We start from the raw sequence: 23,909 nt of genomic DNA, 5'->3' as shown, positions 1-23,909 counted from the left end.
GCGGCCCGCGCGCGCCGCCGCCGCCCCCCCCCCCCGCCCCCCCCCCCGCCCCCCCCCCCCCCCCCCCCCCCCCCCCCCCCCCCCCCCCCCCCCCCCCCCCCCCCCCGGGGAGCTCAGCTGCGGCGGGCGGCGTTGGCCTGGACGGCGGTGCTCACCCACTGCGCCAGCCCGGGCGCGACCTGCTCGTAGGTGGCGGTGAACCGCTCGTCCTCGACGTACATCCGGCCCAGCGCCGCGTGCATCTCCGGCGGGCAGTCGTAGAACCACCGGGAGATCTGCTGCCGCGCCTCCTCGGCCAGGTCCATGCCCTGCGGCGAGTCGGGCGCCACGCCACCGCGCAGCGCCTCGGCCATCCGCCGGTTGAGGTCCTCGCCCTCGGCCCTGATCCGGACCCAGTCCTCCTTCGTGTAGGCCGCGGTGCGCCGCGCGGACTCGCGGTAGGCGTCGGTGTCGCCCCACCGCTCCTGGACCTCGGCCTCGTACCGCTCCGGGTCGTGCTCGCCGAACACCTCGAACCGCTCCTCGGGGGTCAGTGCGATCCCCATCTGCCTCGCCTCCATCTCCTTCTCGACGGCCGCGACCATCGCCCGCGTCCGCTCCAGCCGGTCCCGCAGCAGCCGGTGCTGCCGGCGCAGGTGCTCGGCGGGGTCGGCGGACGGGTCGTCCAGCAGGGCCGCGACCTCCTCGAGGGGGAACCCGAGCTCGCGGTAGAGCAGCACCTGGTGCAGCCGGTCCAGGTCCGCCGCCGAGTAGCGGCGGTAGCCGGCCGCGGTGCGTCCCGACGGCGACAGCAGGCCGATCCGGTCGTAGTGGTGCAGCGTGCGCACCGTGACGCCGGCCAGCGCCGCCACCTCGCCCACCTTCATCCCGGTCCCTCCTCCCTGACGGCGACGAGTGCACAGCCTGACGTCGCGTCAGGGTCAAGCGCGATCGTCGCGTCGGGGTCGAGCGCGATCCCCGGACGGCGGGCGAGCGGCGCCTGGGCGAGGATCGCCGCATGGCCGACCAGGACGATGTCGTCTCGCCCGAGGACCCCTTCCCCCGGCGGCGGGTGACCGTCCGCGGCACCGAGATGGCCTGCGTCGACGTCGGTGAGGGCGACCCCATCGTGTTCCTGCACGGCAACCCGACGTCGTCCTACCTGTGGCGCAACGTCATCCCGCACGTGCAGCACCTCGGCCGCTGCATCGCGCCGGACCTGGTCGGCATGGGGGAGTCCGGCAAGCTGCCCGACCCGCGGCGCGGCACCTACTCCTTCGCCACGCACGCCGCGCACCTGGACGGCCTGCTGGAGGCGCTCGGGGTGGAGCGGCGGGTCACCTTCGTGCTGCACGACTGGGGCTCGGCGCTGGGCTTCTCCTGGGCGCACCGCCACCCCGAGGCGGTCCGCGGCCTGGCCTTCACCGAGGCGATCGTCACCCCGATGACCTGGGCCGACTGGCCGGCGGACGGCCGCAAGATCTTCCAGGCCATGCGCAGCGACGACGGCGAGGTCGTCATCCTCGACAAGAACGTCTTCGTCGAGCGCATCCTCCCGGCGTCCGTGCTGCGCGGACTCCCCCCGGAGGCGCACGAGCGCTACCGGCAGCCGTTCCGCGAGCGCGAGGACCGCTGGCCGACGCTCGAGTGGCCGCGCCAGCTCCCCATCGCCAACGTGCCGCCGGCCGTCCACGACGTCGTCGCGCGGTACGGGCACTGGCTGCGGACCAGCGCCGTGCCGAAGCTGTTCGTGAACGCCGAGCCCGGCTGGCTGCTGACCGGGCGGGCACGCGCGCTGGTGCGGAAGTGGCCCTCGGTCAGCGAGGTCACCGTGCCCGGCTCCCACTTCGTCCCCGAGGACTCGCCGCACGCCATCGGCCGGGCGCTGGCCGACTGGATCCCGACGCTGCCCTGAGCGGGGTGTCGGGTTCGTCCAAGACGGCACCCGGTCGCGGCGGGCAGGGTGCGGGCATGGCGATCACCGACGGCCGCCCGGACGGCTACACGACCCTCACCCCCTTCCTCGTCTGCTCGCCCGCGGCGGAGGCGATCCGCTTCTACGAGGAGGTCTTCGGCGCGACGACGGTCGGCCGGATGGACGCCCCGGACGGCACCGTGCCCCACGCGGAGCTGCAGTTCAGCGCCGGCCGGCTGCAGCTGGGCGACCCGAACCCGCAGTTCGGCCTGGTCGCGCCGACCGGGCAGGCCGAGGACCGGGTCAGCGCCTCGACCTGCGTGTACGTCCCCGACGTCGACGCGGTGGTCGCCGCGGCCGTCGAGCGCGGCGCCACCGTGCGGGAGCAGCCGGCCACGTTCGTCACCGGCGACCGGTTCGCCTCGATCTACGACCCGTTCGGGCACCGCTGGGCGGTCATGACCCGGGTCGAGGACGTCAGCCCCGGGGAGGCCGAGCGGCGGCTGGCCGAGTGGGCGGCCTCCGGCGCGCTGGAGCAGTCCGGCTAGACGGCGGCCAGCGCCGCGTCGACCGTCGGCGCGGCGCCGTTCCCGGGCAGCGTCCGGTTGCCGAACGACGCCAGCCGCGGCGCCCAGCGGCGCATCGCCGAGCGGTGCGGGTCGGTGCGGGCGAACGCGCGGACGGCGGCCTCGTCGTCCCACCAGGAGACGGTGGTGAACGTGCGCGCCAGCGGCCGAGCGCGCAGCAGCAGCGACCGGGCGCCGGGGGAGCCGGCCACCTGGCGGCGGATCGCCAGCGAGGCGGCGAAGAAGGCCGGGACGTCGGCCAGGCGCCGCAGCCGCAGCTCGGTGACCAGCACGACGCCGGGGCCCGCGGGCTGCCGGTCGGCGGTCCAGGGCAGGTCGGGGATGACGGCCATCGGGGTCCTCCTTTACAGATGTAAAGCGACGGTAGGCCCGCCGCTTCACATCTGTAAAGTCGATTCCGTGGCCCGGGACCTGCGCTCCGACCTGGTGACCGCCGCGACCGCCCTGCTCGAGCGGACCGGCGCGGTCGAGACGGTCACGCTGCGCGGGGTCGCGCGCGAGGCCGGGGTGACCGCGCCCGCCGTCTACGGGCACTTCGCCGACCTGGCCGCGCTCCTCGACGCCGTCGTGGACCGGGGGTTCGCCGACCTGGTCGCCGCGATCCGCGAGGCGACGGCCGGCCTGGACGACCCGGCCGAGCGGCTGCGCGCCGGGTGCCGGGCCTACGTGCACGCGGGCCTCGCCGCGCCGGCGCGCTACCGGGCGATGTTCGGCCCGCGGCGGCCGGCGTCCGGGGCGCGCGCCTTCGACGTCCTCGTCGCCGCCGTGGCCGCCTGCGTGGCCGCCGGGGTCTCCGCCGGCCGGGACCCGCGGGCCGACGCCGCCCTGGTGTGGACGGCGCTGCACGGGCTGGTCACCCTCCGCGCGAGCAGGCCGGACGAGCCCTGGCCCGACCCCGGCGCGCAGGCCGACGTGCTGGTCACGCGCCTCGCGCTGCTCCGCGACGGGAGCGCTTGACCGCGTACATCGCCGCGTCGGCGCGGCGCAGCAGGCTGTCGGCGGTGTCGCCCCGCCGGGAGAGGGCGACGCCGGTGCTCGAGCGCAGCGGCGGGCCGCCGTCGGTGGGGGAGGCGAGGGTGGCCGCGATCCGGCCGACCAGGCGCCGGGCGGCGGCCTCGGTGCCGGTGCCGGGGCACAGCACGACGAACTCGTCGCCGCCGATGCGGGCCACGGTGTCGCCCGGGCGCACCGCCGCCCGCAGCGCCGCGGCCATCCGCAGCAGGGCGGCGTCGCCGGCGGCGTGGCCGAGGGTGTCGTTGATCCCCTTGAACCCGTCGAGGTCGCAGTAGAGCAGCGCGGCCGCCAGGCCCTCGCGCGCCTGGACCTGCAGCGCCTGCCCGAGCCGGTCCAGCAGCAGTGCCCGGTTGGGCAGGCCGGTGAGCGCGTCGTGCAGGGCGGCCTCGCGCAGCCGGGCCTCGAGCTCGCGCTGGGCGGTCACGTCCATCATCGCGACGACGGCGCCGGTGGGCCGGCCCGCGGCGTCGCGGATGCGGGTGCCCGAGGCGCGCACCACCCGCAGGGGGACGCCGGGCAGGTCGATCGCCATGTCGGCGTCGCGGACCCGCCCCTCGGCGTAGACGCGGGCCAGGGGGACCTCGGCGAGGCCGAGCCGGCGCCCGTCGGGGGTGCTCAGCCCGAAGGCCTCGACGACGTCCTCGGTGAGCCGGGCGCCCTGGACGCGGTCGGCGGAGGCCTCGGGGAGCCCGTGCCACTGCCGGCAGAGCCGGTTGAACAGCGTGATGCGCCCGTCGGCGTCGGCGGCGACGACCCCGACGGGCAGCGCCTCCAGCAGCGCGCGGGTGAACGCCTCGGAGCGGGCGGCGTGGGTCGCGGCGGCCTGGGCCTGGTCGCGGGCGGCGGCGCTGGCGGTGGCGAGGTCGGCGAGCTGGCGGGCCTGCCGGCGCCGCTGGAACAGCGCCACCACGACCGCGGCGAGGTCGGCCAGGCGGTCCCCGGCGCCGGGGGCGAAGGCGTGCGGCTCGGAGTCGAAGACGCACAGGGTGCCCACCGTCGCCCCGTCGACGACCAGCGGCGCGCCGGCGTAGGCGCGGACGCGGGCGCGGCGGCCGTCCACCCAGGGGTTGCCCGCGTACCGCGGCTCGGCGGCCAGGTCCTCGATCACCTCGACCCGCGGGCCGCCGGCGTTCACCGCCGCGCACAGCGACTCCTCGCGCGGCGACGAGCAGCCCAGGAAGCCGTGCGGCACCAGCTGGTGCTGCTCGCAGGCGTCGAGCAGGTTGACCGTCGCGTACCGCACACCCGCCACGTCCGCGGCGACGCGCACGACGGCGGCCAGCTCGGCGTCCCGGGCGAGCTCGCGCACGTCGAGGTCGGCGGCGACGGCGTCGCGGTCGGGCGGGGTGGAGACGGTCATGGAGGAGGCAACGGACCTCGCGCCCGCCGTCCGCACCGCCCGGCCCGCGGCCGTCCCCCGATCAGGTGAGGGCGCGGACGGTCTCCACGGCGGCGAACACGGCGAAGACGACGAACAGCCCCGCGGCCACCCGGCGGATGAGGGCCACCGGCAGCCGGTCGGCCAGCGTCTTGCCGAGGAACACCGCCAGCCCGGAGACGGTCAGCAGCGCCGCCCAGGCGCCGACGAACACCGACACCGGCGCGTCGAACCGGGCGGCCAGGCCCGCGGTGGCCAGCTGGGACAGGTCGCCCCACTCCGCGGCGAACAGCACGCCGAAGGAGATCGCGGCGGCCCGCAGGAACGACGTCCGCTCCCGGGCGTCGGCCGCCTCCCCGCCGTCCTCGGGCCCCTCGGACGCGCTGCGCCACAGCAGGACCGCCCCGACGAGGAACAGCACCGCCACGACGCCGCTGACCAGCGCCTCCGGCAGCAGCGAGAGCAGGCTGCCGGCGGTGACGGCGATGGCGACCTGCAGGCCGAAGGCGGTGCCGACGCCGACGAACACCGGCAGCGGCGGGAACCGGGTGGCGAGGACGAGGCTGGCGAACAGGGTCTTGTCCGGGAGCTCGACCGGCAGGACGAGGGCGAACGCCGTCACGACGACGGACCAGACGATCACGGGTGGTTCTCTCTTCCGCTCGGCACGGCCGGGCGGGGGCGCACGCCTCCGACCGGCAGCGCGACGACTGCTCAGGCCGGAGGTCTCGCCCACCCGCGCGGGGCGCGGGCCCGCTGACCGGGCGGCTCCCGCGGGAGCGCGCCAGCATGTCGACCAGCGGACGGGGGGCTACTCCCCTCCTCGGCCGCCCAGGCTAGTCGACGGGCCCTCGTAAACCCGGTGCGCCCGGGTGTGGGGCTGGTTACCGTCGTCCCGTGCCGTTCCGTTGACGCCCGTCGTCCACCGCACCGCCGTCGCCCGCCCGGCCGCTGGCCCGCCTGGCCGTGGCCTGGACCGCGCTGTCCGGGCTGGTGCCCGTCTACCCGCTCTACGCGCTGCTGTTCCTGGACACCGGGCTGACCCCGGCCCAGGTCTCGGGGCTGTTCGGGCTGTGGTCGGTCACCGCCCTGCTCGCCGAGGTGCCCACCGGGGTGCTCGCCGACCGCTGGTCGCGCCGCGGCGCGCTGGTCCTCGCCGGGGTGCTGGAGGCCGCCGGCTTCGTCCTCTGGACCGTGGCGCCCGGGCTGCCCGGCTTCGCCGCCGGGTTCGTCGTGTGGGGCGTGGGCGGCGCGCTGGTCTCCGGTGCCGCCGAGGCGCTGGTCTACGAGGCGCTGGCCGCCGTCGGCGCGGAGGAGGACTTCGTCCGGGTCCGGGGCGCGATGACGGCGACCGAGCTGCTCGTGCAGGTGCCCACCGCGCTGCTGGCCGGCGTGCTCGTCGAGGCCGGCGGCTACACGCTGGTCGGCTGGGCGAGCGTCGGCGTCTGCCTCGCCGCCGCTGCCCTGGCCACCCGCTTCCCCGAGACCACGCCCACCCGGGACGAGGACGACGACGCCGGCCCGGGCCTGCGCGCCGCCGTCGGCGAGGCGCTGCGCCGGCCGACCCTGCGGCTGACCGTGGTCGCCGTCGCGCTGCTCGGCGGGCTGGACGCGCTGGAGGAGTACTTCCCGGTCATGGCCCGCGACCGCGGCGTCCCCACCGAGCTGGTGCCGGTGGCCGTGCTCGGGGTCGCGCTGGCCGGCGCGGCGGGCGCGGCGCTGGCCGGCCGGCTGGGGCGGCTGCCGTCGCGGGCGCTGCCGGTCCTGCTGGCCGTCTCCGCGGCGCTGCTGGCGGCCGGGGCGCTGGTCGGGACGCCCGTCGCGCTGGCCGCCGTCGCGCTGTCCTACGGCCTGTACCTCGCCGTGCTGGTGGTGGGCGAGGCGCGGCTGCAGGAGCAGGTGCCCGGCGCGGCGCGGGCCACGGTCACCTCGGTCGCGGGCCTGGGCATCGAGCTGGCGTCGCTGCTGGTGTTCGGCGCGTGGGCGCTGGGCTCCGCGCTCGCCGTCGCCGTCCTCTTCCTCGCGGTGGTGCCGATCACGTGGTCGGCCTTCCGGCCGACACCGCGGCCAGGTGCCGTCCCCGAGCGGCGTTGAGCCCTGCCACGCCGTCCCGGTCGGGAGCCTCCGGCCCCGCGACCGGTCCGCCGTCCTCCGCAGGGCGGCTCGCCACCCGACGCGGCGCCCCTCCCTACCTGGCGGTGCGCCTCGCGATGCGGGCGGCGAAGACGCCGGCGGCGTGGCCGTTGTCGATGTTGCTGACGACGACGCCCGGCGAGGCCGAGTTCAGCATCGTGAGCAGCGCGCCGAACCCGCCGAACGAGCCCGGCTGCCCGGTCGAGGTGGGCACCGCGACGATCGGCACGTCGGTCATCGCGCCCACCGTGCCGGCCAGCGAGGCGTCCAGGCCCGCGACCACGACCAGGCAGTCGACGTCGTCGAGCAGGGTGCGGTCGGTGAGCAGCGGCCGCAGCCGGCTGCCGCCGACGTCGTCGACCCGCACGACCTCGGTGCCGGTCACCCGCGCGACGAACGCGGCCTCGGCGGCCACCGACGCGTCGGCGGTGCTGGCGCACAGGACGCCGACCCGGCCCAGCGGCTCGGGGATCGGCCCGACGGCGGCCGACATCGCCGCGGCGTCGACCGTGGTGGAGCCGTCGTACGCGGCGGCCAGCGCGACCAGCGTGTCGGCGGTGGCCCGGACGACCAGCGCCGGCCGGTCCGGGTGCGCCGCGCGGGTCTCCCGGACCAGGGCCAGCACCTGCTCGGTGGACCGGCCGACACCCCAGACGACGTCGGGCTCGGCCGGCGCCGGGCGGGCCGGGGCGGCCGCGGGTGCCGGGGCGAGCGCGGGCCGGCCGGCGCTGCCGAGCGACAGGGGCGGGTCGGCCAGCAGCGCGGCGAAGCCGCCGACCGGGTCCAGCGGCGAGGACTGCACCGGGCCGACCTGCACCGACGCGCGCCCGGACGGGCGGGCCGGCGCCGGCGGGGGCTCCGCGGGCGTGTCCGGGGCCCGGGTCTGGGTGACCGCCGACAGCCGGACGACGCGGTCGCGGCCGCTGCGCTTGGCGTCGTAGAGGACGCCGTCGGCGGCGGCGAACAGCGTGCGGCGGTCGTCGCCGCGGGTGGCCGAGGCGATGCCGACGCTGATCGTCACCGGTACCGGCAGGCCGAGCGCGGTCCAGTCGTGCGCGGCGACGGCGCGGCGGATCCGCTCCAGCGCCCGCTCGGCCTGCTCGGCGGTGGTGTCGGGCAGCAGCACGACGAACTCGTCGCCGGCCCACCGGCACACCTCGTCGGTGTCCCGGCACCCGGCCAGCAGCAGGTCGGCGACCGCGCGCAGCACCGCGTCGCCGCCGGGGTGCCCGACGGCGTCGTTGATGGCCTTGAACCGGTCGACGTCGACGACCGCCAGCGCCGGCGTGGTGCCCGCGCTGAGCAGCCCGTCCAGCCGCGCCTCGGCGTAGCGCCGGTTGGGCAGGTGGGTGAGCGGGTCCTCGTAGGCCTGGCGGCGCAGCTGCCCGGCCGCGCGCTCGTTCTCCAGCAGGCTCTTGCGCCGGCCGAACAGCTCGACCCAGCGGGTGCGCCGCTCGTCGACCCGGTCCAGCTCGTCGGCGAGGTAGGCCTGCAGGTAGGGCAGTGCGCGGCCGGCGTCGTCGAGCTCGGCGTGCAGCGTGCACAGCTCGCGCAGCGCCGCCCGCCGCAGCCGGGGCAGTCCGTGCTCGGTGGCCAGCGCCAGCGCCCGCGCCAGCTGCTCGTCGGCGCTCCGGCCGTCGCCCTGCCGGCGCAGCGCCCGGCCGAGCCCCAGCAGCGCCGAGGCCAGCAGCGCCCGGTCGCCGGTGGCGCTGGTGGTGCGGACGGCGGCGCGCAGCGGGCCGGCTGCGGCGGCGGACTCGCCCAGCCCGACCAGCGCCCAGCCGTGCACCACCTGAGCGGCGACGACGCCGTCGGCGTCCGGCGGCAGCTGGGCCAGCGCCTGCTCGGCCAGCCCGCGGGCCTCGGCGAAGTGGGTCCGGGCGGCCTCGGGCTCGCCGTCGTCGAGCAGCGCCTCGCCCAGCTCCGCGCACAGCTCGCCCAGGCAGGTGGCCGCCCGGGCCACCAGCACGTCGGGGTCGCCGTCGTCGGGGCCGAGCGTGCCCTGCCCGGCGGCCGCGCCGGCCGCCTCCAGGGAGCGGCGCTGGTAGTCCAGGGCCAGCGGCATGAGCTCGAGGTCGGCGAGGACCCCGGCCAGCGTGCCGAGGGTGTCGACGAGCAGCGCGTCGGGCGGGAGCGCGGGGTCGAGCAGGCTGGCCGCCTCGACCGCCTCGTCCATCGCCGCGTCGATCCGCCGCGACAGCAGCTCGATGCGGGCGTGCCGGGCCAGGCCCGCGGCGCGCTGCACGGCGTCGTCGGTGGCGTCGAAGGCGGCCTTGGCCGAGCGCACGAGGGCGATGGCCTCGGCGGCGTGCGCGGCCGACTCCGAGCGCGGGTCGCCGTCGCCGGCGGGCCGGTCGGCGCGGTCGTCGCCGCGCTCGAGCAGGCCCGCGACGCCGGCGTGCAGGTCCAGCGACTCGGTCGCCTCCGGCGCGTCCAGCGGCTCGCCGACCAGGGTGAAGCCGGCGACGCGCAGCCGGCGGACCAGCAGCTCGGCGCGGAGGGTGTCGGCCCAGGCGCGGCCGAGGGAGGGCTCGCCGTCGCGCCCGGTGGCGGCGCCGGACGGCCCGGCCCCGTAGGGCGTCGACGGGTCGACGACCGACAGCAGCCGCTCGGCGTCGTCGAGCTGCCAGTTGGCGAGGGCGGCGGTCACCCGGTGGTGCAGGGCTCCCGGTGGCACCACCGCACTGTGCACGCCGTCGCGCGGTTCCGCGGGGAGCGCGGGCCGGGCGCGCCGTGTGGCACCGGTCCCGTCGCCCGTCGCGTCACTGGCGTCCCAGGCGCGCCCGGCGCTCACGACGGCGCCCCCTCGGCCGCGCCCCCGTCCGCCGTGCCCCCGTCGGCCGGGCCCCCGTCCACGAGGCCCGGGGCGCGCACCCGGTTGCGCCCGCCCCGCTTGGCGGAGAACAGGTGCAGGTCGGCGGTGTCGAACAGCGAGCGCCAGCCGACCGGCGCGGCGTCGTCCTCGGCCGCGGGCGCGGTGGCCACGCCGATGCTCACGGTGATCGGCTCGGGGAGCGCGAGGTCGGCCCAGTCGGCGTCGGCGACCGCGGCGCGCAGCCGCTCGGCGGCGGCCAGCGCCTGGGCGGGGCCGGCCGTGGGCAGGACGACGAGGAACTCGTCGCCGGCCCAGCGGTAGACCTCGTCGCCGACGCGGCTGTGCTCGCGCAGCAGCGCCGCCACCCGGCGCAGCACCTCGTCGCCGTGCGAGTGGGAGGTGTCGTCGTTGACCTCCTTGAACCGGTCGACGTCGACGACGGCCAGCGACAGCGGCTCGGCGCCCAGCCGCAGCCCGGCCAGCCGGCGCTCGGCGCTGCGCCGGTTGCCGAGCCCGGTCAGCGGGTCCTCCAGCGCGTGCCGGCGCAGCACGGCGGCCTGCCGCTCGACCTCGCGCAGCCGGCTGCGGCGGACGAACATCTCCGCCCACAGCTCCCGGCTGCGCGCGTGCGCCCGGCCGGTGTCGGCGCGGTAGGCGTCCAGCCAGTACAGCGCCTCGGCGGGCCGGCCCATCGCGGCGGTGGCCTGGCCCAGCTCGAGCAGGCACTGCCGGTAGCGGCGCCGGTCGGCGGTGGCGGCGAAGGCCCCGGCGGCGTCGACGAGCAGGTCGGCGGCCTCCTCGCCGTGCCCGCCGCCGGTGTGCACCTGCGACAGCCGGGACAGCAGCCGGGACAGGGCCAGGTCGGCGTAGCCGCGCAGCCAGGTGCCGCCGGTGCGGTGCACCCGCCGGTGCACGCTGCGCAGCGGGCCGAGGGCGTCGTCGAGGTCGTCGTGGCAGGCCAGCGCCCAGGCCTGGACGACGTCGAGCAGGTCGAGGTCGCCGGGGTCGGGCTCGACGTCGAGCGCGCGGGCGTCGCCGGCGCAGGCCAGCGCGGCGCCGGCCAGCTCGCGGGCCCGCCGGGCCTTCCCGCGGCGGCGCAGCGTCTGGGCCAGCTCGGTGTTCTGCCGGGCGCACAGCTGCAGCAGCTGCCAGAGGTCGGCGGGGTCGGCCAGGGCGGCGGCCACCCGGTGCCCGCGCTCGGCCTGCGCGACGGCGAGCTCCTCGAGGTCCAGCGCGGTGAGGGTGAGCGACAGCCACAGGTGCGCCTGGGACAGCGCGCGGGACGGCTCCTCGGCGGGCGGGGACAGCTGCTCGGTGAGCAGGCTGGCGTCGACGGCGAGCAGCATCGCCGCGTCGGGGTGGTCGGCGGTCGCCTCGACGTGCGCGAGGTAGGCCAGGACCAGGGCCGTCGAGGCCGACGGCGGGCAGGCGCCCAGCGCGTCGCGGGCGGCGGCCACCCCGGCGCCGGTGGCGTCCCGGTCGCCGTCGAGCAGGCCGCGGCGGGCGGCCAGCGCGTGGCGCCAGGCCGCCCAACGGGGGTCGCTCGCGGCGTCGAACGCGGCCTCGGCGTCGTCGAGCCCGTCCCGGAAGGCGTCGGCGTCGTCCCGGCTGCTCGCCGTCAGCAGGCGCCGCAGTGCAGCATCGAGGTCACCGTCGGTGACGGGTGCGGGGCCGGGGGTCACGCATCCCTCCTCCTCGACGCCGGGCGACCGGCCGCACGGGCCGGCGGCGAGGCAGTTCCCCCCGGACCCGGACTGCGCCCCGGCCCGACCGCACTACCCTCGTCGGGTGCCCCAGACGCCTCCGACGCGGTTCGCCTATCTCGGGCCCGAGGGTACCTTCGCCGAAGCCGCGCTGAGCAGCGCCGTTGCCCCTGGGGAGGGAGTGCGGCAGCCCGCGGCCAGCGTCGCCGCCGCGCTGGCCGCGGTCCGCGCCGGGGACGCCGACGCCGCCCTGGTGCCGCTGGAGAACTCGGTCGAGGGCTCGGTCCCGGCCACGATGGACGGCCTGGCCGACGGCGACCCGCTGGTCATCACCCGCGAGGTCTTCCTCCCCGTCGCGTTCGTCCTCGCCGCCCGCCCCGGCACCCGGCTCGGGGACGTCCGCGCCGTCGTCAGCCACCCGCACGCGCTGGCCCAGACCGCGCGCACGCTGGCCGAGCGGCTGCCCGGCGTCCCGGCCCTGCCGGCCTCCTCCACGGCGGCCGCCGCCCGGGCGGTCGCCGAGGGCGAGCACGACGCCGCGGTGTGCGCGCCGATCGCCGCCGAGCGCTACGGGCTGGTCCCGCTGGCCGACGACGTGGCCGACTTCCCCGGCGCGGTCACCCGCTTCGTGCTCGTGTCCCGCCCCGGGGCGCTGCCGGAGCCGACCGGCGACGACAAGACCTCGCTGGTCGCCGTCGTCGCCGACCGCACCGGCGCGCTGCTCGACGTCCTGCGCGAGTTCGCCGTCCGCGGGATCAGCCTCACCCGCATCGAGTCCCGGCCCACCCGCGACCGGCTGTGGGTCTACTCGTTCTCCCTGGACTGCGAGGGGCACGTCGCCGAGGCGCGGGTGGGGGAGGCGCTGGCCGCGCTGCACCGGGTCTGCGAGGACGTGCGGTTCCTCGGCTCGTACCCGCGCGCCGACGGCCGCACCAACCGGCCGGTGCCCGCCGAGGCCGCCGACGCCGCGTTCACCGACGCGGCCGACTGGCTCGCCCGCCTGCGCGCCGGCGAGGTCTGAGCGGGCACTTCCGCGGAGATGCACCGTGCATCTCCGCGGAAGTGCGCGGTCACGCCGGCTCGAGCTCCCGCTCGGGCTCCGGCGACGGGCGGCGGGACAGGCGGCTCGGCCACCAGGTGCGGTCGCCGAGCAGCGCCACCGCCGACGGCACCACCAGCGAGCGGACCACGAAGGTGTCCAGCAGCACGCCGAACCCGACGAGGAACGCCAGCTGGGTGAGGAACAGCAGCGGCAGCACCGCCAGCGCCCCGAACGTCGCCGCCAGCACCATCCCGGCGCTGGTGATGACCCCGCCGGTGACGGCCAGCGCGCGCAGGACGCCGTCGCGGGTGCCGTGCCGCACGGACTCCTCCCGCGCCCGGGTCATGAGGAAGATGTTGTAGTCGATCCCCAGGGCGACGAGGAACACGAACCCGATCAGCAGGATGCCGGGGTCGCTGCCGGGGAAGCCGAAGACGCCGTCGAACAGCAGCGCGGCGACGCCGACCGTCGCGCCGACGCTGAGCACCACGGTGGCCACCAGCAGCAGCGGCGCCACCAGCGAGCGCAGCAGCAGTGCCAGGACGACGGTGATCACCACGAGCACGCTCGGCACGATCACCCGCAGGTCGCGCGCGGCGGTCTCCCGGGCGTCGAGGTTGCTCGCGGTGTCGCCGCCGACGAGCGCGGCCGGGTCGGCGTCGTCGAGCGTGGTCCGCAGGTCCTGGACGAGGTCGATGGCCTCGGTGCTGTCGGCCGGGACGGCGAGGGTGACGTCGAGGCGCACCAGCCCGTCGACGACGACCGGGTCGCCGCCGGGCGGGCCGCCGGTGAACGGGGCGACGGACGCCACGCCCTCGGTGGCCGCGGCCGCCTCGGCGACCTCCGGCCATGTCCCCTCCGGCGTGACGACGACGGTGGGGCTGCCGGAGCCCGCGTCGAAGTGGCGGGCCAGGGCCTCCTGCCCGTCGACGCCGTTGGACTCGCCGCGGATCGCGTCGCTGAAGGTGATGCCGCTCGCGTCGTAGGTGGGCGCGAACACCGCCGCGGCGACCAGCGCCAGCGTGCTCAGCGCCAGCACGCGCCGCGGCCGGCGGCCGACCAGCGCCGCGACCCACTGCCACCCCCGGCCCTCCCGCGGCGGCTCGCCGGCGTGCGGGCGGAACGGCCAGAACGCCGCCCGGCCGAGCAGGGCGAGCGCGGCCGGAAGGAAGGTGAGCGCCGCGACGACGGCGAGCGCCACGCTGACCGCCGAGATCGGCCCGAGCCCCCGGTTGGACGCGAGGTCGGAGAACAGCAGGCACAGGACGCCGAGGACCACGGTCGCGCCGGAGGCCACGATCGGCTCCCACGAGCGGCGCAGCGCCACGCGGATCGCGGTGAACCGGGACGCCTCGCGCTGCAGCTCCTCGCGGAAGCGCGCGACCAGCAGCAGCCCGTAGTCGGTCGCGGCGCCCACGACCAGGATCGCCGCGATGCCCTGGCTCTGGCCGTTGACGGTGATCAGGCCGGCGTCGGCGAGCAGGTAGGCGACCGCGTTGCCGGCGGTGAGCGCGAGGCCGGCGGTGCCGATGACCAGGAAGGGCAGCAGCGGGCTGCGGTAGACCACCAGCAGGATGAGCAGCACGACGCCGAAGGCCGCGGCCAGCAGCAGCCCGTCGATGCCGGCGAAGCCGTTGGCGAAGTCGGCGAAGATGCCGCCCGGGCCGGTGACGAAGGCGTCGGTGCCGTCGACGGCGATCGCGGCGCGCAGGTCCTCGACCACGGTCATGATCTCGTCGCCCAGCTCGGGGGTCAGCGGCAGCACCGCCTGCACCGCCTCGCCGTCCTCCGACGGGATGGGCGGGGAGGCCTGCCCGGCCAGGGCGCCGGCGTCCTCGGCGACCGCGGTGGCCTCGGCGAGCGCCTGCCCGACGGCGTCGAGGGTGGCCGGGTCGAGGGGGCCGTCGGCCTCCCACAGCAGGACCGCCGGGATCGCCTCGGTGGGGGAGAACGCCTGGGACAGCTCCGCGACGCGCGTGGACTCCGCGCTGTCGGGGAGGAAGGCGGCGGTGTCGTTCTCCTGCAGGCCGGTGAGCTGCCCGCTCAGCGAGCCGAGCGGGCCGGCGGCCCCCAGCCAGGCGAGCAGGACGAGCAGGGGGAGCAACCAGCGGACCCGACGGGCCATGGTGGAATCCTCTCGAGGGCCGATAATCTCGATGTTCGAGAGATTAGGGGGTGGGCGGATGACGCGCAACGACGGCGAGCGGGTGGAGGTCACCCTGCTGCTGCGGCGGCTCACGGTCGAACTCGACGCCGTCGGTCAACGCTTCGCCGACACGCACGGTCTCGGACGCACCGACGTCCGGGCGGTGACCGCGATCATGGACGCCGCCCGGGCCGGGCAGCCGCTGACCGCGGGCGGGCTGGGCGCCGCGGTGGGGCTGAGCTCGGCGTCGGTGACCGCGCTGGTCGACCGGCTGGAGCGGGCCGGGCACGTGCAGCGCGTGCGCGACCCGGAAGACCGGCGCCGCGTCGTCCTGCAGATGACCCCGCCGACGATGGCGGCCGGCGCCGCCTACTTCGGCGGGCTGCAGCGGGAGCTGCTCGCGGCGATGGAGGACCTCAGCGATGCCGACGTCGCCGTCGTCCACCGCTGGCTGACGGCGATGACCGACGTCGTCGTCGCCCACCGCTGACCCGCGGTGCGTGCACGCGGCGTCAGAGGTAGAGGCCGGTGGACTCCTCGATCCGCTCCGCGGCGACGGCGTGCACGTCGCGCTCGCGCAGGATGATCAGCTCCTCGCCGTGGACCTCGACCTCGTGCTGGTCCTCGGGGGAGAACAGCACCTGGTCGCCGACCTTCACCTGGCGCACGCTCGCGCCGACACCGCGCGCCTCGCCCCAGACCAGCCGCTTGGCCACCTGGGCGGTCGCCGGGATGAGGATGCCGCCGGTCGAGCGCCGCTCCCCGTCCTCCTTGCGGAGCGCCACGAGGATCCGGTCGTGCAGCATCTTGATCGGCAGCCCGCTGCCCTTGGCGACGTCGGATGGCACGGTGATCACGGTACGCGGGCGCCGGCCCCCGCCGACCCCGGCAGGGGTGCCGGCCGGGGCGCGTGGAGCGGGGCCCCGGCGGAGGGCGTCCCGCCCCCGGTCGGCGCCCCGGTCCGCCTACGGTGCAGGGACATGACGGTCTACCGGATGGACCACGTCGGGGTCGTGGTCGAGGACCTCGCGGCCGCCGTCGCGTTCTTCGTCGAACTGGGCCTGGAACCGGAGGGTGAGACGGCGGTCGAGGGCGACTGGGTGGACCGGCTCCTCGGGCTGGACGGCGTCCGGGCAGACCTCGCCTTCCTGCGCACCCCGGACGGCCACGGCCGGGTCGAGCTGTCCACCTTCCGCACGCCGGCGGCCACCGGCACCGCGCCGAGGGCGCCGGTGGACACCCCGGGCATCCCGCGCCTCACGTTCGTCGTCGACGCCGTCGACGACGTCCTCGCCCGCCTGCGCCCCCACGGCGCCGAGCTCGTGGGCGAGGTCGCGCGGTACGGGGACGTCCACCGGTACTGCTACGTCCGCGGCCCGGCCGGCGTCGTCATCGGGCTGGTCGAGGACCTCGCCTGACCGGCACCCGGACCCGCGCCCGCCGGGCTCAGCCCCAGCCGAGCTCGTGCAGGCGCTCGTCGTCGATGCCGAAGTGGTGGGCGATCTCGTGGACGACGGTGACCGTCACCTCCTCGACCACCTCCTCGGCGGTCGAGCAGACGTCGCAGATCGCCTCGCGGTAGATCATGATCCGGTCCGGCAGCGCGCCGCCGTACTGCCAGCCGCGCTCGGTCAGCGCGTACCCCTCGTAGAGGCCCAGCAGGTCCGGCTCGTCCTCGTTGCGGTCCTCGACCAGCACGACGACGTTGTCCAGCAGGGCCATGAGGTCGGGCGGCACCGCGTCCAGCGCGTCGGCGACCAGCGACTCGAAGACCTCCCGGGGGAGCGGCCTCACCAGCTGGTGGGCAGCGGGCGGCCCTCCTCGTACCCGGCCGCGCTCTGCACCCCCACCACCGCCCGCTCGTGGAACTCGTCGATGGTGCGGGCCCCGGCGTAGGTGCACGACGAGCGCACCCCGGCGACGATCCCGTCGACCAGGTCCTCCACGCCGGGACGGGCCGGGTCGAGGTACATCCGCGACGACGAGATGCCCTCCTCGAACAGCGCGGCCCGGGCGCGGTCGAAGCCGCTCGCCTGCGCCGTCCGGGCCTTGACCGCGCGCGCCGAGGCCATGCCGAAGGACTCCTTGTACAGCCGGCCGCTGCCGTCGTCGTGGATGTCCCCGGCGCTCTCGTAGGTGCCGGCGAACCACGAGCCGACCATCACGTTGGCCGCTCCGGCGGCCAGCGCCAGGGCGACGTCGCGGGGGTGGCGCACCCCGCCGTCGGCCCACACGTGCTTCCCCAGCCGGCGGGCCTCGGCGGCGCACTCCTCGACGGCGGAGAACTGCGGCCGGCCGACGCCGGTCATCATCCGCGTGGTGCACATGGCGCCCGGCCCCACGCCGACCTTGACGACGTCGGCCCCGGCCGAGATCAGGTCGCGGGTGCCGTCGGCGGTGACCACGTTGCCCGCCACCACCGGCACCGGCCCGGCCACCGACCGGGCCGCCCGCACGGCCTCGACCGCCTTCTCCTGGTGGCCGTGCGCGGTGTCGACGACGAGCACGTCGACACCGGCGGCCAGCAGCGCGGAGACCTTGCCCGCGACGTCGCCGTTGATCCCGACGGCGGCCGCGGTGAGCAGCTGCCCCTGCGCGTTGACCGCGGGCGTGTAGACCGTCGAGCGCAGCGCGCCCTTGCGGGTGATGACGCCGACCAGCCGCTCGCCCTCGACCACCGGCGCGGCGCTGACCCGCTCCTCGGCCAGCACGTCGAAGACCTTCGGCAGCTCGGTGCCGGCCGGGACGGTCAGCGGCTGCGCGGCCATGACCTGCGAGAGCTGGCTGAACCGGTCCACGCCCTGGCAGGCGCCGTCGGTGACCACGCCGACGGGCACGCCGTCCTCGACCACCACGACGATGCCGTGCGCGCGCTTGGTCATCAGCGACAGCGCCTCGCCCACGGTCGAGCCGGGGGACAGGGTGATCGCTGTGTCGTAGACCGGGTGCCGGCCGTGCACCCAGGAGACGACCTCGCCGACGACGTCGACGGGGATGTCCTGCGGCAGCACCGCGAGGCCGCCGCGGCGGGCGACGGTCTCGGCCATCCGCCGGCCGCTGATCGCGGTCATGTTCGCGACGACGACCGGGATGGTCGTGCCCACCCGGTCCGGCGTGGTCAGGTCGACCTCCAGCCGGGAGCCGACGGTGCTGTGGTTGGGCACCATGAACACGTCGGCGTAGGTGAGGTCGGTCGCCGGGCGCTGGCCGTTCAGGAACTGCATGCCCCCAGTGTCCCGTACCGGACGCCGGAGGCGCCGGTCCTCACGCGGTGCGCCGGGCTCCCAGCACCGCCGAGACGGCGACGGCGGTCAGCCCGGCGCCGGTCACCAGCACGAGCGCGGTGGCGCCGGCGCCGGCGCTGGAGACGAGGGCGCCGACGAGGGCCCAGGCGGCGGCGAGGACGAACGCGGGCTGCCCGTGGAGGAGCCAGGCCAGGACCGCGGCGGTGAGCGCGGCGCCCACGACCAGCAGCGCGGGGACGAGCGTGCCGACGGTCAGCCTGCCCGGGAGGACGGTCGCCGCGTTCACCCACACGGCCGCGCTGGCCCACCCGGCGTAGAGGCCGACGCTGCCGGTCAGGAGGAGACGGGTCACCCGGTCGGCCGGCGTCCCGACGAGCACGCGCAGGCACACCAGCAGGGCGGCCAGCATGCCGGCGAAGACCGGCACGGTGAGCCCCGGCAGCCGGGCCGCGGCCACCAGCCAGACGACGAACCCCACCTGCGCCACCGACAGCGGGACCTGCACCCGCCGCCACGGGTCGGCGGTCGCACGGCGCAGCGGGAAGCCGTACACGGCGGCGGCGAGGCAGCCGAGCACCACCGGACCCCAGATGGCGAAGAACGGTCCCGGCGGCACGATCACCGGGTCGCTGCCCGAGCCCTGGTCGAACCCCGCCAACGGCGGGCTCGCGGCCTGGCCGAGCGCGGTCGCCAGCAGCAGCCAGCGCCCGCGGCTGCCCGGTGGGGTGGCGGTCACGGCGGTCTCCTCCCGGTCGGGTGCACCGTCTTCGCGCGCGGGGGTGCGCCCGGATGCGGACGTGCGCCGGAGTGCGCGCCGGCACCGAGCACGCCGGGCGTGCGACGGGTGACGGGACGGGCGGCCGACCGGGGGGACCGGCTGCACGAGGACCCCGCCGTGCTCACGCAGGAGATGGACCGGTGCCGGGACCGCGCCGCGGCCCGGACCGGGAGTCCGGGGGCGCCGGCCGGGTCCCGTGCCCGGGCGACGAGCGCGCCGCCCTGACGTGGGCGCCGGCCGCGTCCACCCCGCCGGGGGTGGGCGCGGCCTGCGTGCGCGGGGCGGCTCCGCGCGACCCACCTACGATCGGGACGTGATCGACCTGCGCCTGGTGCGCGAGCACCCCGACGTCGTCCGTGCCAGCCAGCGCGCCCGCGGCGCCGACGAGTCCCGGGTCGACGCGCTCCTGGCCGCCGACGAGGCCCGCCGCGCCGCCGTCAAGCGCGCCGACGACCTGCGCGCGGAGCAGAAGGCGGCCTCCCAGGCGGTGCGCGGGGCGTCGAAGGAGGAGCGACCCGCCGTCCTGGAGCGGGCGAAGGCGCTGGCCGCGCAGGTGAAGGAGGCCGAGGAGGCCCAGCGCGCGGCCGACGCCGCGCTGCGCGAGGCGCACCTGGCGCTGGCCAACGTCGTCCACGACGACGTCCCGCCCGGCGGCGAGGACGACGCGGTCACCCTGCGCACCGTGGGCGAGGTCCCCTCCTACGACTTCGAGGTGCGCGACCACCTGCAGATCGGCGAGGCGCTCGGCGCCATCGACATGGAGCGCGGCGCGAAGGTCTCCGGCGCCCGCTTCTACTTCCTCACCGGCCCCGGCGCGCTGCTGGAGTTCGCCCTCGCCCAGCTGGCGGTCACCCGGGCGGTGGCCGCCGGCTTCACCCCCGTCGTCGCGCCGGCCCTGGTCAAGCCCGAGGCGATGGAGGGCACCGGCTTCCTCGGCGAGCACGACGAGGAGGTCTACCGGGTCGAGCGCGACGACCTGTACCTCGTGGGCACCTCCGAGGTGGCGCTGGCCGGGATGCACGCGAACGAGGTGCTCGACCTGTCGGCGGGGCCGCGCCGCTACGCCGGCTGGTCGTCCTGCTTCCGCCGCGAGGCCGGCTCCTACGGCAAGGACACCCGCGGGATCATCCGCGTGCACTGGTTCGACAAGGTCGAGATGTTCAGCTTCTGCCGGCCCGAGGAGGCCGCCGCCGAGCACCTGCGGCTGCTCGCCTGGGAGGAGGAGTTCCTCCAGGCGCTCGAGCTGCCCTACCGGGTGGTCGACATCGCCGCCGGCGACCTCGGCACCAGCGCCGCCCGCAAGTACGACATCGAGGCGTGGTTCCCCAGCCAGGGCACCTACCGCGAGCTGACCAGCACCTCGGACTGCACCACCTTCCAGGCCCGCCGGCTGGCCATCCGCTACCGCGACGAGGACGGCAAGCCGCAGACGGCGGCCACGCTCAACGGCACGCTGTGCGCCATCGCCCGCACCATCGCCTGCCTGCTCGAGGTGCACCAGCGTGCGGACGGCTCGGTGCACGTGCCGGCGGCGCTGCGGCCGTGGCTGGGCGGGCACGAGGTCCTCACCCCCGGCATGACCCTGGCCGCGCCGGTGCCCGCGTGAGCAGCCAGCCGCCGGCCGCGCTCCCGGTCCCCGGGGCGGCGGTGCCGGAGGCCGGTGACGTCGTCGACCTCGGCGGCGTGCTCGACGAGCTCGGGACGTGGCGGCCGCGGCTGGTGGCCACCGACCTCGACGGCACCCTGCTCGACTCCTCCGGCGAGGTCAGCCCCCGCACCCGCGCGGCGCTGGACGCCTGCTGGGCCGCCGGCATCCCCGTCGTCGGGGTCACCGGACGCGGGCCGCGGCTGGTCGACAGCGTGCGGGCGGCGCTCGGCGGCCGCGGCATCGCCGTCCTCGCGCAGGGCGGGTACGTGGTCGACCTCGAGCGCGACGAGGTGCTGCGCACCGTCGGCCTGCCGCGCTCGCAGGCCGAGGCCGTCGTCGAGCGGATCGAGGAGGTGGCGGGGGACCTCGTGCTCGCCGTCGAGGACGCCGCCGAGCAGGCCGAGGCCCGGGCGGCGCTGCGCGTGCAGCACGGCTTCGACTGGCCCTACCCCGAGCCCGCGCACCTGCTGCCCCGGCACTCGGTCCTCCCCGAGGGCGCGGTGCTCAAGGTCTTCCTCCGCTCGTCCACCCTCGGGCAGGACGAGCTGCTGGCCCGCGCCCGGCGCGTCGTCGACCCGGCCGAGGCCGAGCTGACCCACGCCGGCCTCGGCTTCATCGAGGTGCTGCCGCCGGGCGTCACCAAGGCCACCGGCCTCGCCGTCGCGCTCGACCACCACGGCGTGGACCTCGGCGACGTCCTCGTCTTCGGCGACATGCCCAACGACCTGCCGATGATCGGCGCGGTCACCGACGCCGGCGGGCACGCGGTCGCGGTGGCCAACGCGCACCCGGCCGTCCGCGCGGCCGCCCGCGGCCGCACCGGCGGGCACGACGCCGACGGCGTGGCCCGCTACCTCGAGGCGGTGCTGGCCGGTGTCTGACTGGCGCCCCCGGCTGATCGCCAGCGACATGGACGGCACGCTGCTGCGCTCGGACGACACCGTGAGCCCGGCGACGGTCGCCGAGCTGGAGCGGTGGCGGGCCGACGGCGTCCCGGTCGTCCTGGCCACCGGCCGCCCGCCGCGCTGGATGCACCGCATCCGGCAGGTCCTGGGCCGCGGCACCGCGGTCTGCTGCAACGGCGCGGTGCTGCTGGACCTGGAGACCTTCGAGATCCTCGAGGAGGAGGCGCTCCCGCCCGCGGTGCTGGCCGACGTCACCGCGGGCCTGCGCCGGGTGCAGCCGGGCACCTGGTTCGCCGTCGAGTACGGCCTGGAGTTCCGGCACGAGCCGGTGTACCGGCCGCGCTGGGACGTCGACGCGCCCGGCGTCGCCGAGGCGCCGCTGGAGGAGATCGTCGCCGTGCCCGCGGCCAAGCTGCTGGCCCGCCACGAGGACATGGGGCGCGACGAGTTCGTCGCCCTGGTCGAGGACGTCGTCGGCGACCGCGCGACGGTCACCAACTCCTCCTCCGACGCGCTCGCGGAGATCTCCGCCCGCGGGGTCACCAAGGCCACCGGGCTGGCGCGGGTCGCCGCCCGGCACCGGATCGACCCGGGCGACGTCGTCGTGTTCGGGGACATGCCCAACGACATCGCGGCCTTCGACTGGGTCCGCGAGGGCGGCGGCCGGGCCGTCGCCATGGCGCACGCCCACCCGGACCTGCTCGCCGCCGCCACCGACGTCACCGGCACCAACGACGACGACGGCGTGGCCGCCTTCCTCGCCTCGCTCTGAGCCGCCTCGCTCCGGGCCGCCTCGCTCCGGGCCGCCTCGCTCCGGGCCGGCTCAAGCCCGCGGCCGGGCTGCCGATGTGGAACGCGACCGATCGCGCGCCACGGAGGGCAGCACATGAGCACCACCCCGACCCGCGTCCCGCAGACGCCTCCCGCCGAGACCACGACGGGAGGGTGGGGCCTGCGCACGCGACTGCTGGGCGCGATCCTCGTCGTCGCGCTGACGACGATCGGCATCGGCGTCTTCGGGATCGACCGGATGGCCAGCCTCAGCGACCGGGCCGACCGGGTCTACACCGACGGCGCGCTGCCGGTGGCCGGCCTGCAGCAGCTGCAGGTCGACTGGTGGCAGCTCATGACCCACACCGCGCGGGCCAACATCGTCACCCTGCCGCCGGAGAGCCGCGCCTCGGCGCAGCAGAAGGCCGGGGAGACCGCGCAGACGCTCACCGAGGACACCGCCGCGGCGGCCGAGCTGCCCATGTCGGCGGAGACCCGCGCGTCCTACGAGGAGTTCGTCGCCGCCTCGCAGGCCTACCTCGCCGACCTGCAGCTGCTCGTCGCCGGCGCGACCCCGACCGGCAGCACCCTGCCCCTGGCGGAGCAGCAGGCGATCATCACCCGCCTCAACGCCAACGAGGCCGTCATCGCCGACTCCCTCGCCGCGGCCACCGAGACCGCCCGCGTCGACGCCGAGGCGACCGCCACCGACGCCGCCGACGCCTACGCCGCCGCCCGCACCCTGACCCTCGTGATCATGGTCCTGGGCCTGGTCGTGGCGATCGTGCTCGCGGTCCTCGTCGCCCGCAGCGTCACCCGGCCGGTCGAGCGGATCCGCGAGGTGCTCGGCAAGGTCGCCGGCGGCGACCTGCGGGTGCGCGCCGGCGAGACCGGCGGCGGCGAGCTCGGCGAGGTCGCCCGCTCGCTGGACCGGACGCTGGACTCCCTCAGCGGCGTGCTCGTGCTCGTCCGCGACTCCGCCGGCCGGCTGCAGGGCGCCTCCACCCAGCTCGACGCCGCCGCCAGCGGCATCGCCGAGGTCTCCCGCGCCGCCTCCGACCAGACCGACGCCGTCGTCGCCTCCGCCGGCGAGGTGGCCGCCAGCGTCGACACCGTCGCCACCGGCTCCTCGCAGATGGAGACCGCGATCCGGGAGATCGCGCACAACGCCGCCGAGGCCGCCCGGGTGGCCGGTCAGGCCGTGGACGTCGCCGAGACGACGACCCGCACGGTCGGCAAGCTCGGCGACTCCTCGCAGGAGATCGCCACGGTCGTGAAGCTGATCAACGGCATCGCCGAGCAGACCAACCTGCTCGCGCTCAACGCCACCATCGAGGCCGCGCGCGCCGGGGAGGCCGGCAAGGGCTTCGCCGTCGTGGCCAGCGAGGTCAAGGAGCTCGCGCAGGAGACCGCCCGGGCGACCGAGGACATCTCCCGCCGGGTCGAGGCCATCCAGGCCGACACCGCCGGCGCCGTCGAGGCGATCAGCCGGATCAGCGCCGTCATCGGCGAGATCAACGACTTCCAGGCCACGATCGCCGCGGCGGTCGAGGAGCAGACGGCCACCACCAACGAGATGAACCGCAACGTGGCCGAGGCCGCGGGCGGCTCGCGGGACATCGCCACCGCGATCGGCGGGCTGGCCGCCGGCACCCAGCAGACCGGTGCCCGGGTCGCCGACGCCCAGCGCGCCGCGGCCGAGCTGGCCCGCATGAGCGGCGAGCTGCAGGAGGCCGTGGCCCGCTTCGCGGTCTGAACCCCACACCACACGACGGCGGGGGGGGGGGGGGGGGGGGGGGGGGGGGGGGGGGGGGGGGGGGGGGCGGGGGGGGGGGGGGGGGGGGGGGGGG

At 77.1% G+C, this 23,909-nt stretch carries 22 protein-coding genes; 11 read left to right on the top strand and 11 right to left on the bottom strand.

Annotated elements, in window-relative coordinates; translation table 11 throughout:
• Positions 1 to 113 precede the first annotated feature (113 nt).
• Positions 114 to 866, bottom strand: a complete 753-nt coding sequence (locus ACI79L_RS23445) for a MerR family transcriptional regulator (RefSeq protein ID WP_456939104.1) — start codon at positions 864 to 866, stop codon at positions 114 to 116.
• 131 nt (positions 867 to 997) lie between these two features.
• Here ACI79L_RS23445 and ACI79L_RS23440 point away from each other — a divergent pair, with 131 nt between their 5' ends.
• Together ACI79L_RS23440 and ACI79L_RS23435 are read left to right on the top strand one after the other, a co-directional pair.
• Entirely contained in the window at positions 998 to 1,894 is an 897-nt protein-coding gene (locus tag ACI79L_RS23440; RefSeq protein WP_456939103.1) for a haloalkane dehalogenase, read from the top strand.
• Between the two features lie 56 nt (positions 1,895 to 1,950).
• Positions 1,951 to 2,442 carry a VOC family protein gene (locus ACI79L_RS23435; RefSeq protein ID WP_456939102.1) on the top strand — a complete coding sequence of 164 codons (492 nt, stop codon included), beginning with the start codon at positions 1,951 to 1,953 and terminating at the stop codon, positions 2,440 to 2,442.
• Here the strand turns inward: ACI79L_RS23435 and ACI79L_RS23430 are convergent.
• Complete coding sequence (locus ACI79L_RS23430) at positions 2,439 to 2,813, bottom strand: antibiotic biosynthesis monooxygenase family protein (RefSeq protein WP_456939101.1); 375 nt, start codon at positions 2,811 to 2,813, stop codon at positions 2,439 to 2,441. The genes ACI79L_RS23435 and ACI79L_RS23430 overlap by 4 nt on opposite strands.
• A 67-nt stretch (positions 2,814 to 2,880) precedes the next feature.
• On the opposite strand from ACI79L_RS23430, the gene ACI79L_RS23425 reads away from it, so the two are divergent.
• Positions 2,881 to 3,438, top strand: coding sequence for a TetR/AcrR family transcriptional regulator (locus ACI79L_RS23425; protein ID WP_456939100.1), 558 nt, complete (start codon positions 2,881 to 2,883; stop codon positions 3,436 to 3,438).
• On the opposite strand, the gene ACI79L_RS23420 is transcribed toward ACI79L_RS23425, so the two are convergent.
• Entirely contained in the window at positions 3,401 to 4,855 is a 1,455-nt protein-coding gene (locus tag ACI79L_RS23420) for a diguanylate cyclase domain-containing protein (RefSeq protein ID WP_456939099.1), read from the bottom strand. The two genes, ACI79L_RS23425 and ACI79L_RS23420, sit on opposite strands and share 38 nt — an antisense overlap.
• 61 nt (positions 4,856 to 4,916) lie before the next feature.
• Positions 4,917 to 5,516, bottom strand: a complete 600-nt coding sequence (locus ACI79L_RS23415; protein WP_456939098.1) for a TMEM165/GDT1 family protein — start codon at positions 5,514 to 5,516, stop codon at positions 4,917 to 4,919.
• Positions 5,517 to 5,839: 323 nt separating this feature from the next.
• Here ACI79L_RS23415 and ACI79L_RS23410 point away from each other — a divergent pair, with 323 nt between their 5' ends.
• Positions 5,840 to 6,967 carry an MFS transporter gene (locus ACI79L_RS23410; protein WP_456939097.1) on the top strand — a complete coding sequence of 376 codons (1,128 nt, stop codon included), beginning with the start codon at positions 5,840 to 5,842 and terminating at the stop codon, positions 6,965 to 6,967.
• A gap of 94 nt (positions 6,968 to 7,061) precedes the next feature.
• Here the strand turns inward: ACI79L_RS23410 and ACI79L_RS23405 are convergent, their stop codons facing one another.
• Positions 7,062 to 9,683, bottom strand: coding sequence for a diguanylate cyclase domain-containing protein (locus tag ACI79L_RS23405; RefSeq protein ID WP_456939096.1), 2,622 nt, complete (start codon positions 9,681 to 9,683; stop codon positions 7,062 to 7,064).
• Positions 9,684 to 9,796: 113 nt separating this feature from the next.
• The gene (locus ACI79L_RS23400) at positions 9,797 to 11,503 is read right to left on the bottom strand and encodes a diguanylate cyclase (RefSeq protein ID WP_456939095.1); all 1,707 of its coding nucleotides are present in this window, start codon (positions 11,501 to 11,503) and stop codon (positions 9,797 to 9,799) included.
• Positions 11,504 to 11,609: 106 nt separating this feature from the next.
• Between ACI79L_RS23400 and pheA the strand changes: the two genes are divergently transcribed.
• Positions 11,610 to 12,545: a prephenate dehydratase gene (pheA, locus tag ACI79L_RS23395; protein WP_456939094.1), complete on the top strand. Its 936-nt coding sequence runs from the start codon at positions 11,610 to 11,612 to the stop codon at positions 12,543 to 12,545.
• A 49-nt stretch (positions 12,546 to 12,594) separates the two neighbouring features.
• Here pheA and ACI79L_RS23390 read toward each other — a convergent pair whose 3' ends face one another.
• Complete coding sequence (locus ACI79L_RS23390) at positions 12,595 to 14,691, bottom strand: MMPL family transporter (RefSeq protein ID WP_456939093.1); 2,097 nt, start codon at positions 14,689 to 14,691, stop codon at positions 12,595 to 12,597.
• A 58-nt stretch (positions 14,692 to 14,749) separates the two neighbouring features.
• Here ACI79L_RS23390 and ACI79L_RS23385 point away from each other — a divergent pair, with 58 nt between their 5' ends.
• Positions 14,750 to 15,202, top strand: a complete 453-nt coding sequence (locus ACI79L_RS23385; RefSeq protein WP_456939092.1) for a MarR family winged helix-turn-helix transcriptional regulator — start codon at positions 14,750 to 14,752, stop codon at positions 15,200 to 15,202.
• A 22-nt stretch (positions 15,203 to 15,224) separates the two neighbouring features.
• On the opposite strand, the gene ACI79L_RS23380 is transcribed toward ACI79L_RS23385, so the two are convergent.
• A complete protein-coding gene (locus ACI79L_RS23380) occupies positions 15,225 to 15,560 on the bottom strand; it encodes a GroES family chaperonin (RefSeq protein WP_456939091.1) in 336 nt (111 codons plus the stop codon).
• 132 nt (positions 15,561 to 15,692) lie between these two features.
• On the opposite strand from ACI79L_RS23380, the gene ACI79L_RS23375 reads away from it, so the two are divergent.
• Positions 15,693 to 16,130 carry a VOC family protein gene (locus tag ACI79L_RS23375; protein WP_456939090.1) on the top strand — a complete coding sequence of 146 codons (438 nt, stop codon included), beginning with the start codon at positions 15,693 to 15,695 and terminating at the stop codon, positions 16,128 to 16,130.
• 28 nt (positions 16,131 to 16,158) lie between these two features.
• Here ACI79L_RS23375 and ACI79L_RS23370 read toward each other — a convergent pair whose 3' ends face one another.
• Genes ACI79L_RS23370 through ACI79L_RS23360 form a run of 3 tightly spaced genes read right to left on the bottom strand, consistent with a single transcriptional unit; the run spans position 16,159 to position 18,693 of the window.
• Positions 16,159 to 16,506 (bottom strand): metallopeptidase family protein, encoded by a 348-nt coding sequence (locus ACI79L_RS23370; protein WP_456939089.1) that lies wholly within the window; start codon positions 16,504 to 16,506, stop codon positions 16,159 to 16,161.
• On the bottom strand, positions 16,503 to 17,936 hold the full coding sequence (locus tag ACI79L_RS23365; protein ID WP_456939088.1) for a GuaB1 family IMP dehydrogenase-related protein: 1,434 nt from the start codon (positions 17,934 to 17,936) through the stop codon (positions 16,503 to 16,505). Before ACI79L_RS23365 ends, ACI79L_RS23370 begins: the two co-directional genes overlap by 4 nt.
• Positions 17,937 to 17,976: 40 nt before the next feature.
• Entirely contained in the window at positions 17,977 to 18,693 is a 717-nt protein-coding gene (locus ACI79L_RS23360; protein WP_456939087.1) for a hypothetical protein, read from the bottom strand.
• 355 nt (positions 18,694 to 19,048) lie between these two features.
• Here ACI79L_RS23360 and serS point away from each other — a divergent pair, with 355 nt between their 5' ends.
• The 4 genes from serS (at position 19,049) to ACI79L_RS23340 (ending at position 23,815) form a co-directional block, all read left to right on the top strand.
• Entirely contained in the window at positions 19,049 to 20,341 is a 1,293-nt protein-coding gene (gene serS / locus ACI79L_RS23355; RefSeq protein WP_456939086.1) for a serine--tRNA ligase, read from the top strand.
• Positions 20,338 to 21,264 (top strand): HAD family hydrolase, encoded by a 927-nt coding sequence (locus tag ACI79L_RS23350; RefSeq protein ID WP_456939085.1) that lies wholly within the window; start codon positions 20,338 to 20,340, stop codon positions 21,262 to 21,264. The genes serS and ACI79L_RS23350 overlap by 4 nt, the downstream gene beginning before the upstream one ends.
• The gene (locus tag ACI79L_RS23345) at positions 21,257 to 22,060 is read left to right on the top strand and encodes a Cof-type HAD-IIB family hydrolase (protein WP_456939084.1); all 804 of its coding nucleotides are present in this window, start codon (positions 21,257 to 21,259) and stop codon (positions 22,058 to 22,060) included. Before ACI79L_RS23350 ends, ACI79L_RS23345 begins: the two co-directional genes overlap by 8 nt.
• Positions 22,061 to 22,174: 114 nt before the next feature.
• Positions 22,175 to 23,815 carry a methyl-accepting chemotaxis protein gene (locus ACI79L_RS23340; RefSeq protein ID WP_456939083.1) on the top strand — a complete coding sequence of 547 codons (1,641 nt, stop codon included), beginning with the start codon at positions 22,175 to 22,177 and terminating at the stop codon, positions 23,813 to 23,815.
• Positions 23,816 to 23,909: the final 94 nt, after the last annotated feature.

The sequence above is a fragment of the Geodermatophilus sp. SYSU D00684 genome, assembly GCF_054050455.1.
This window is presented reverse-complemented; position numbering and strand designations above follow the sequence as displayed.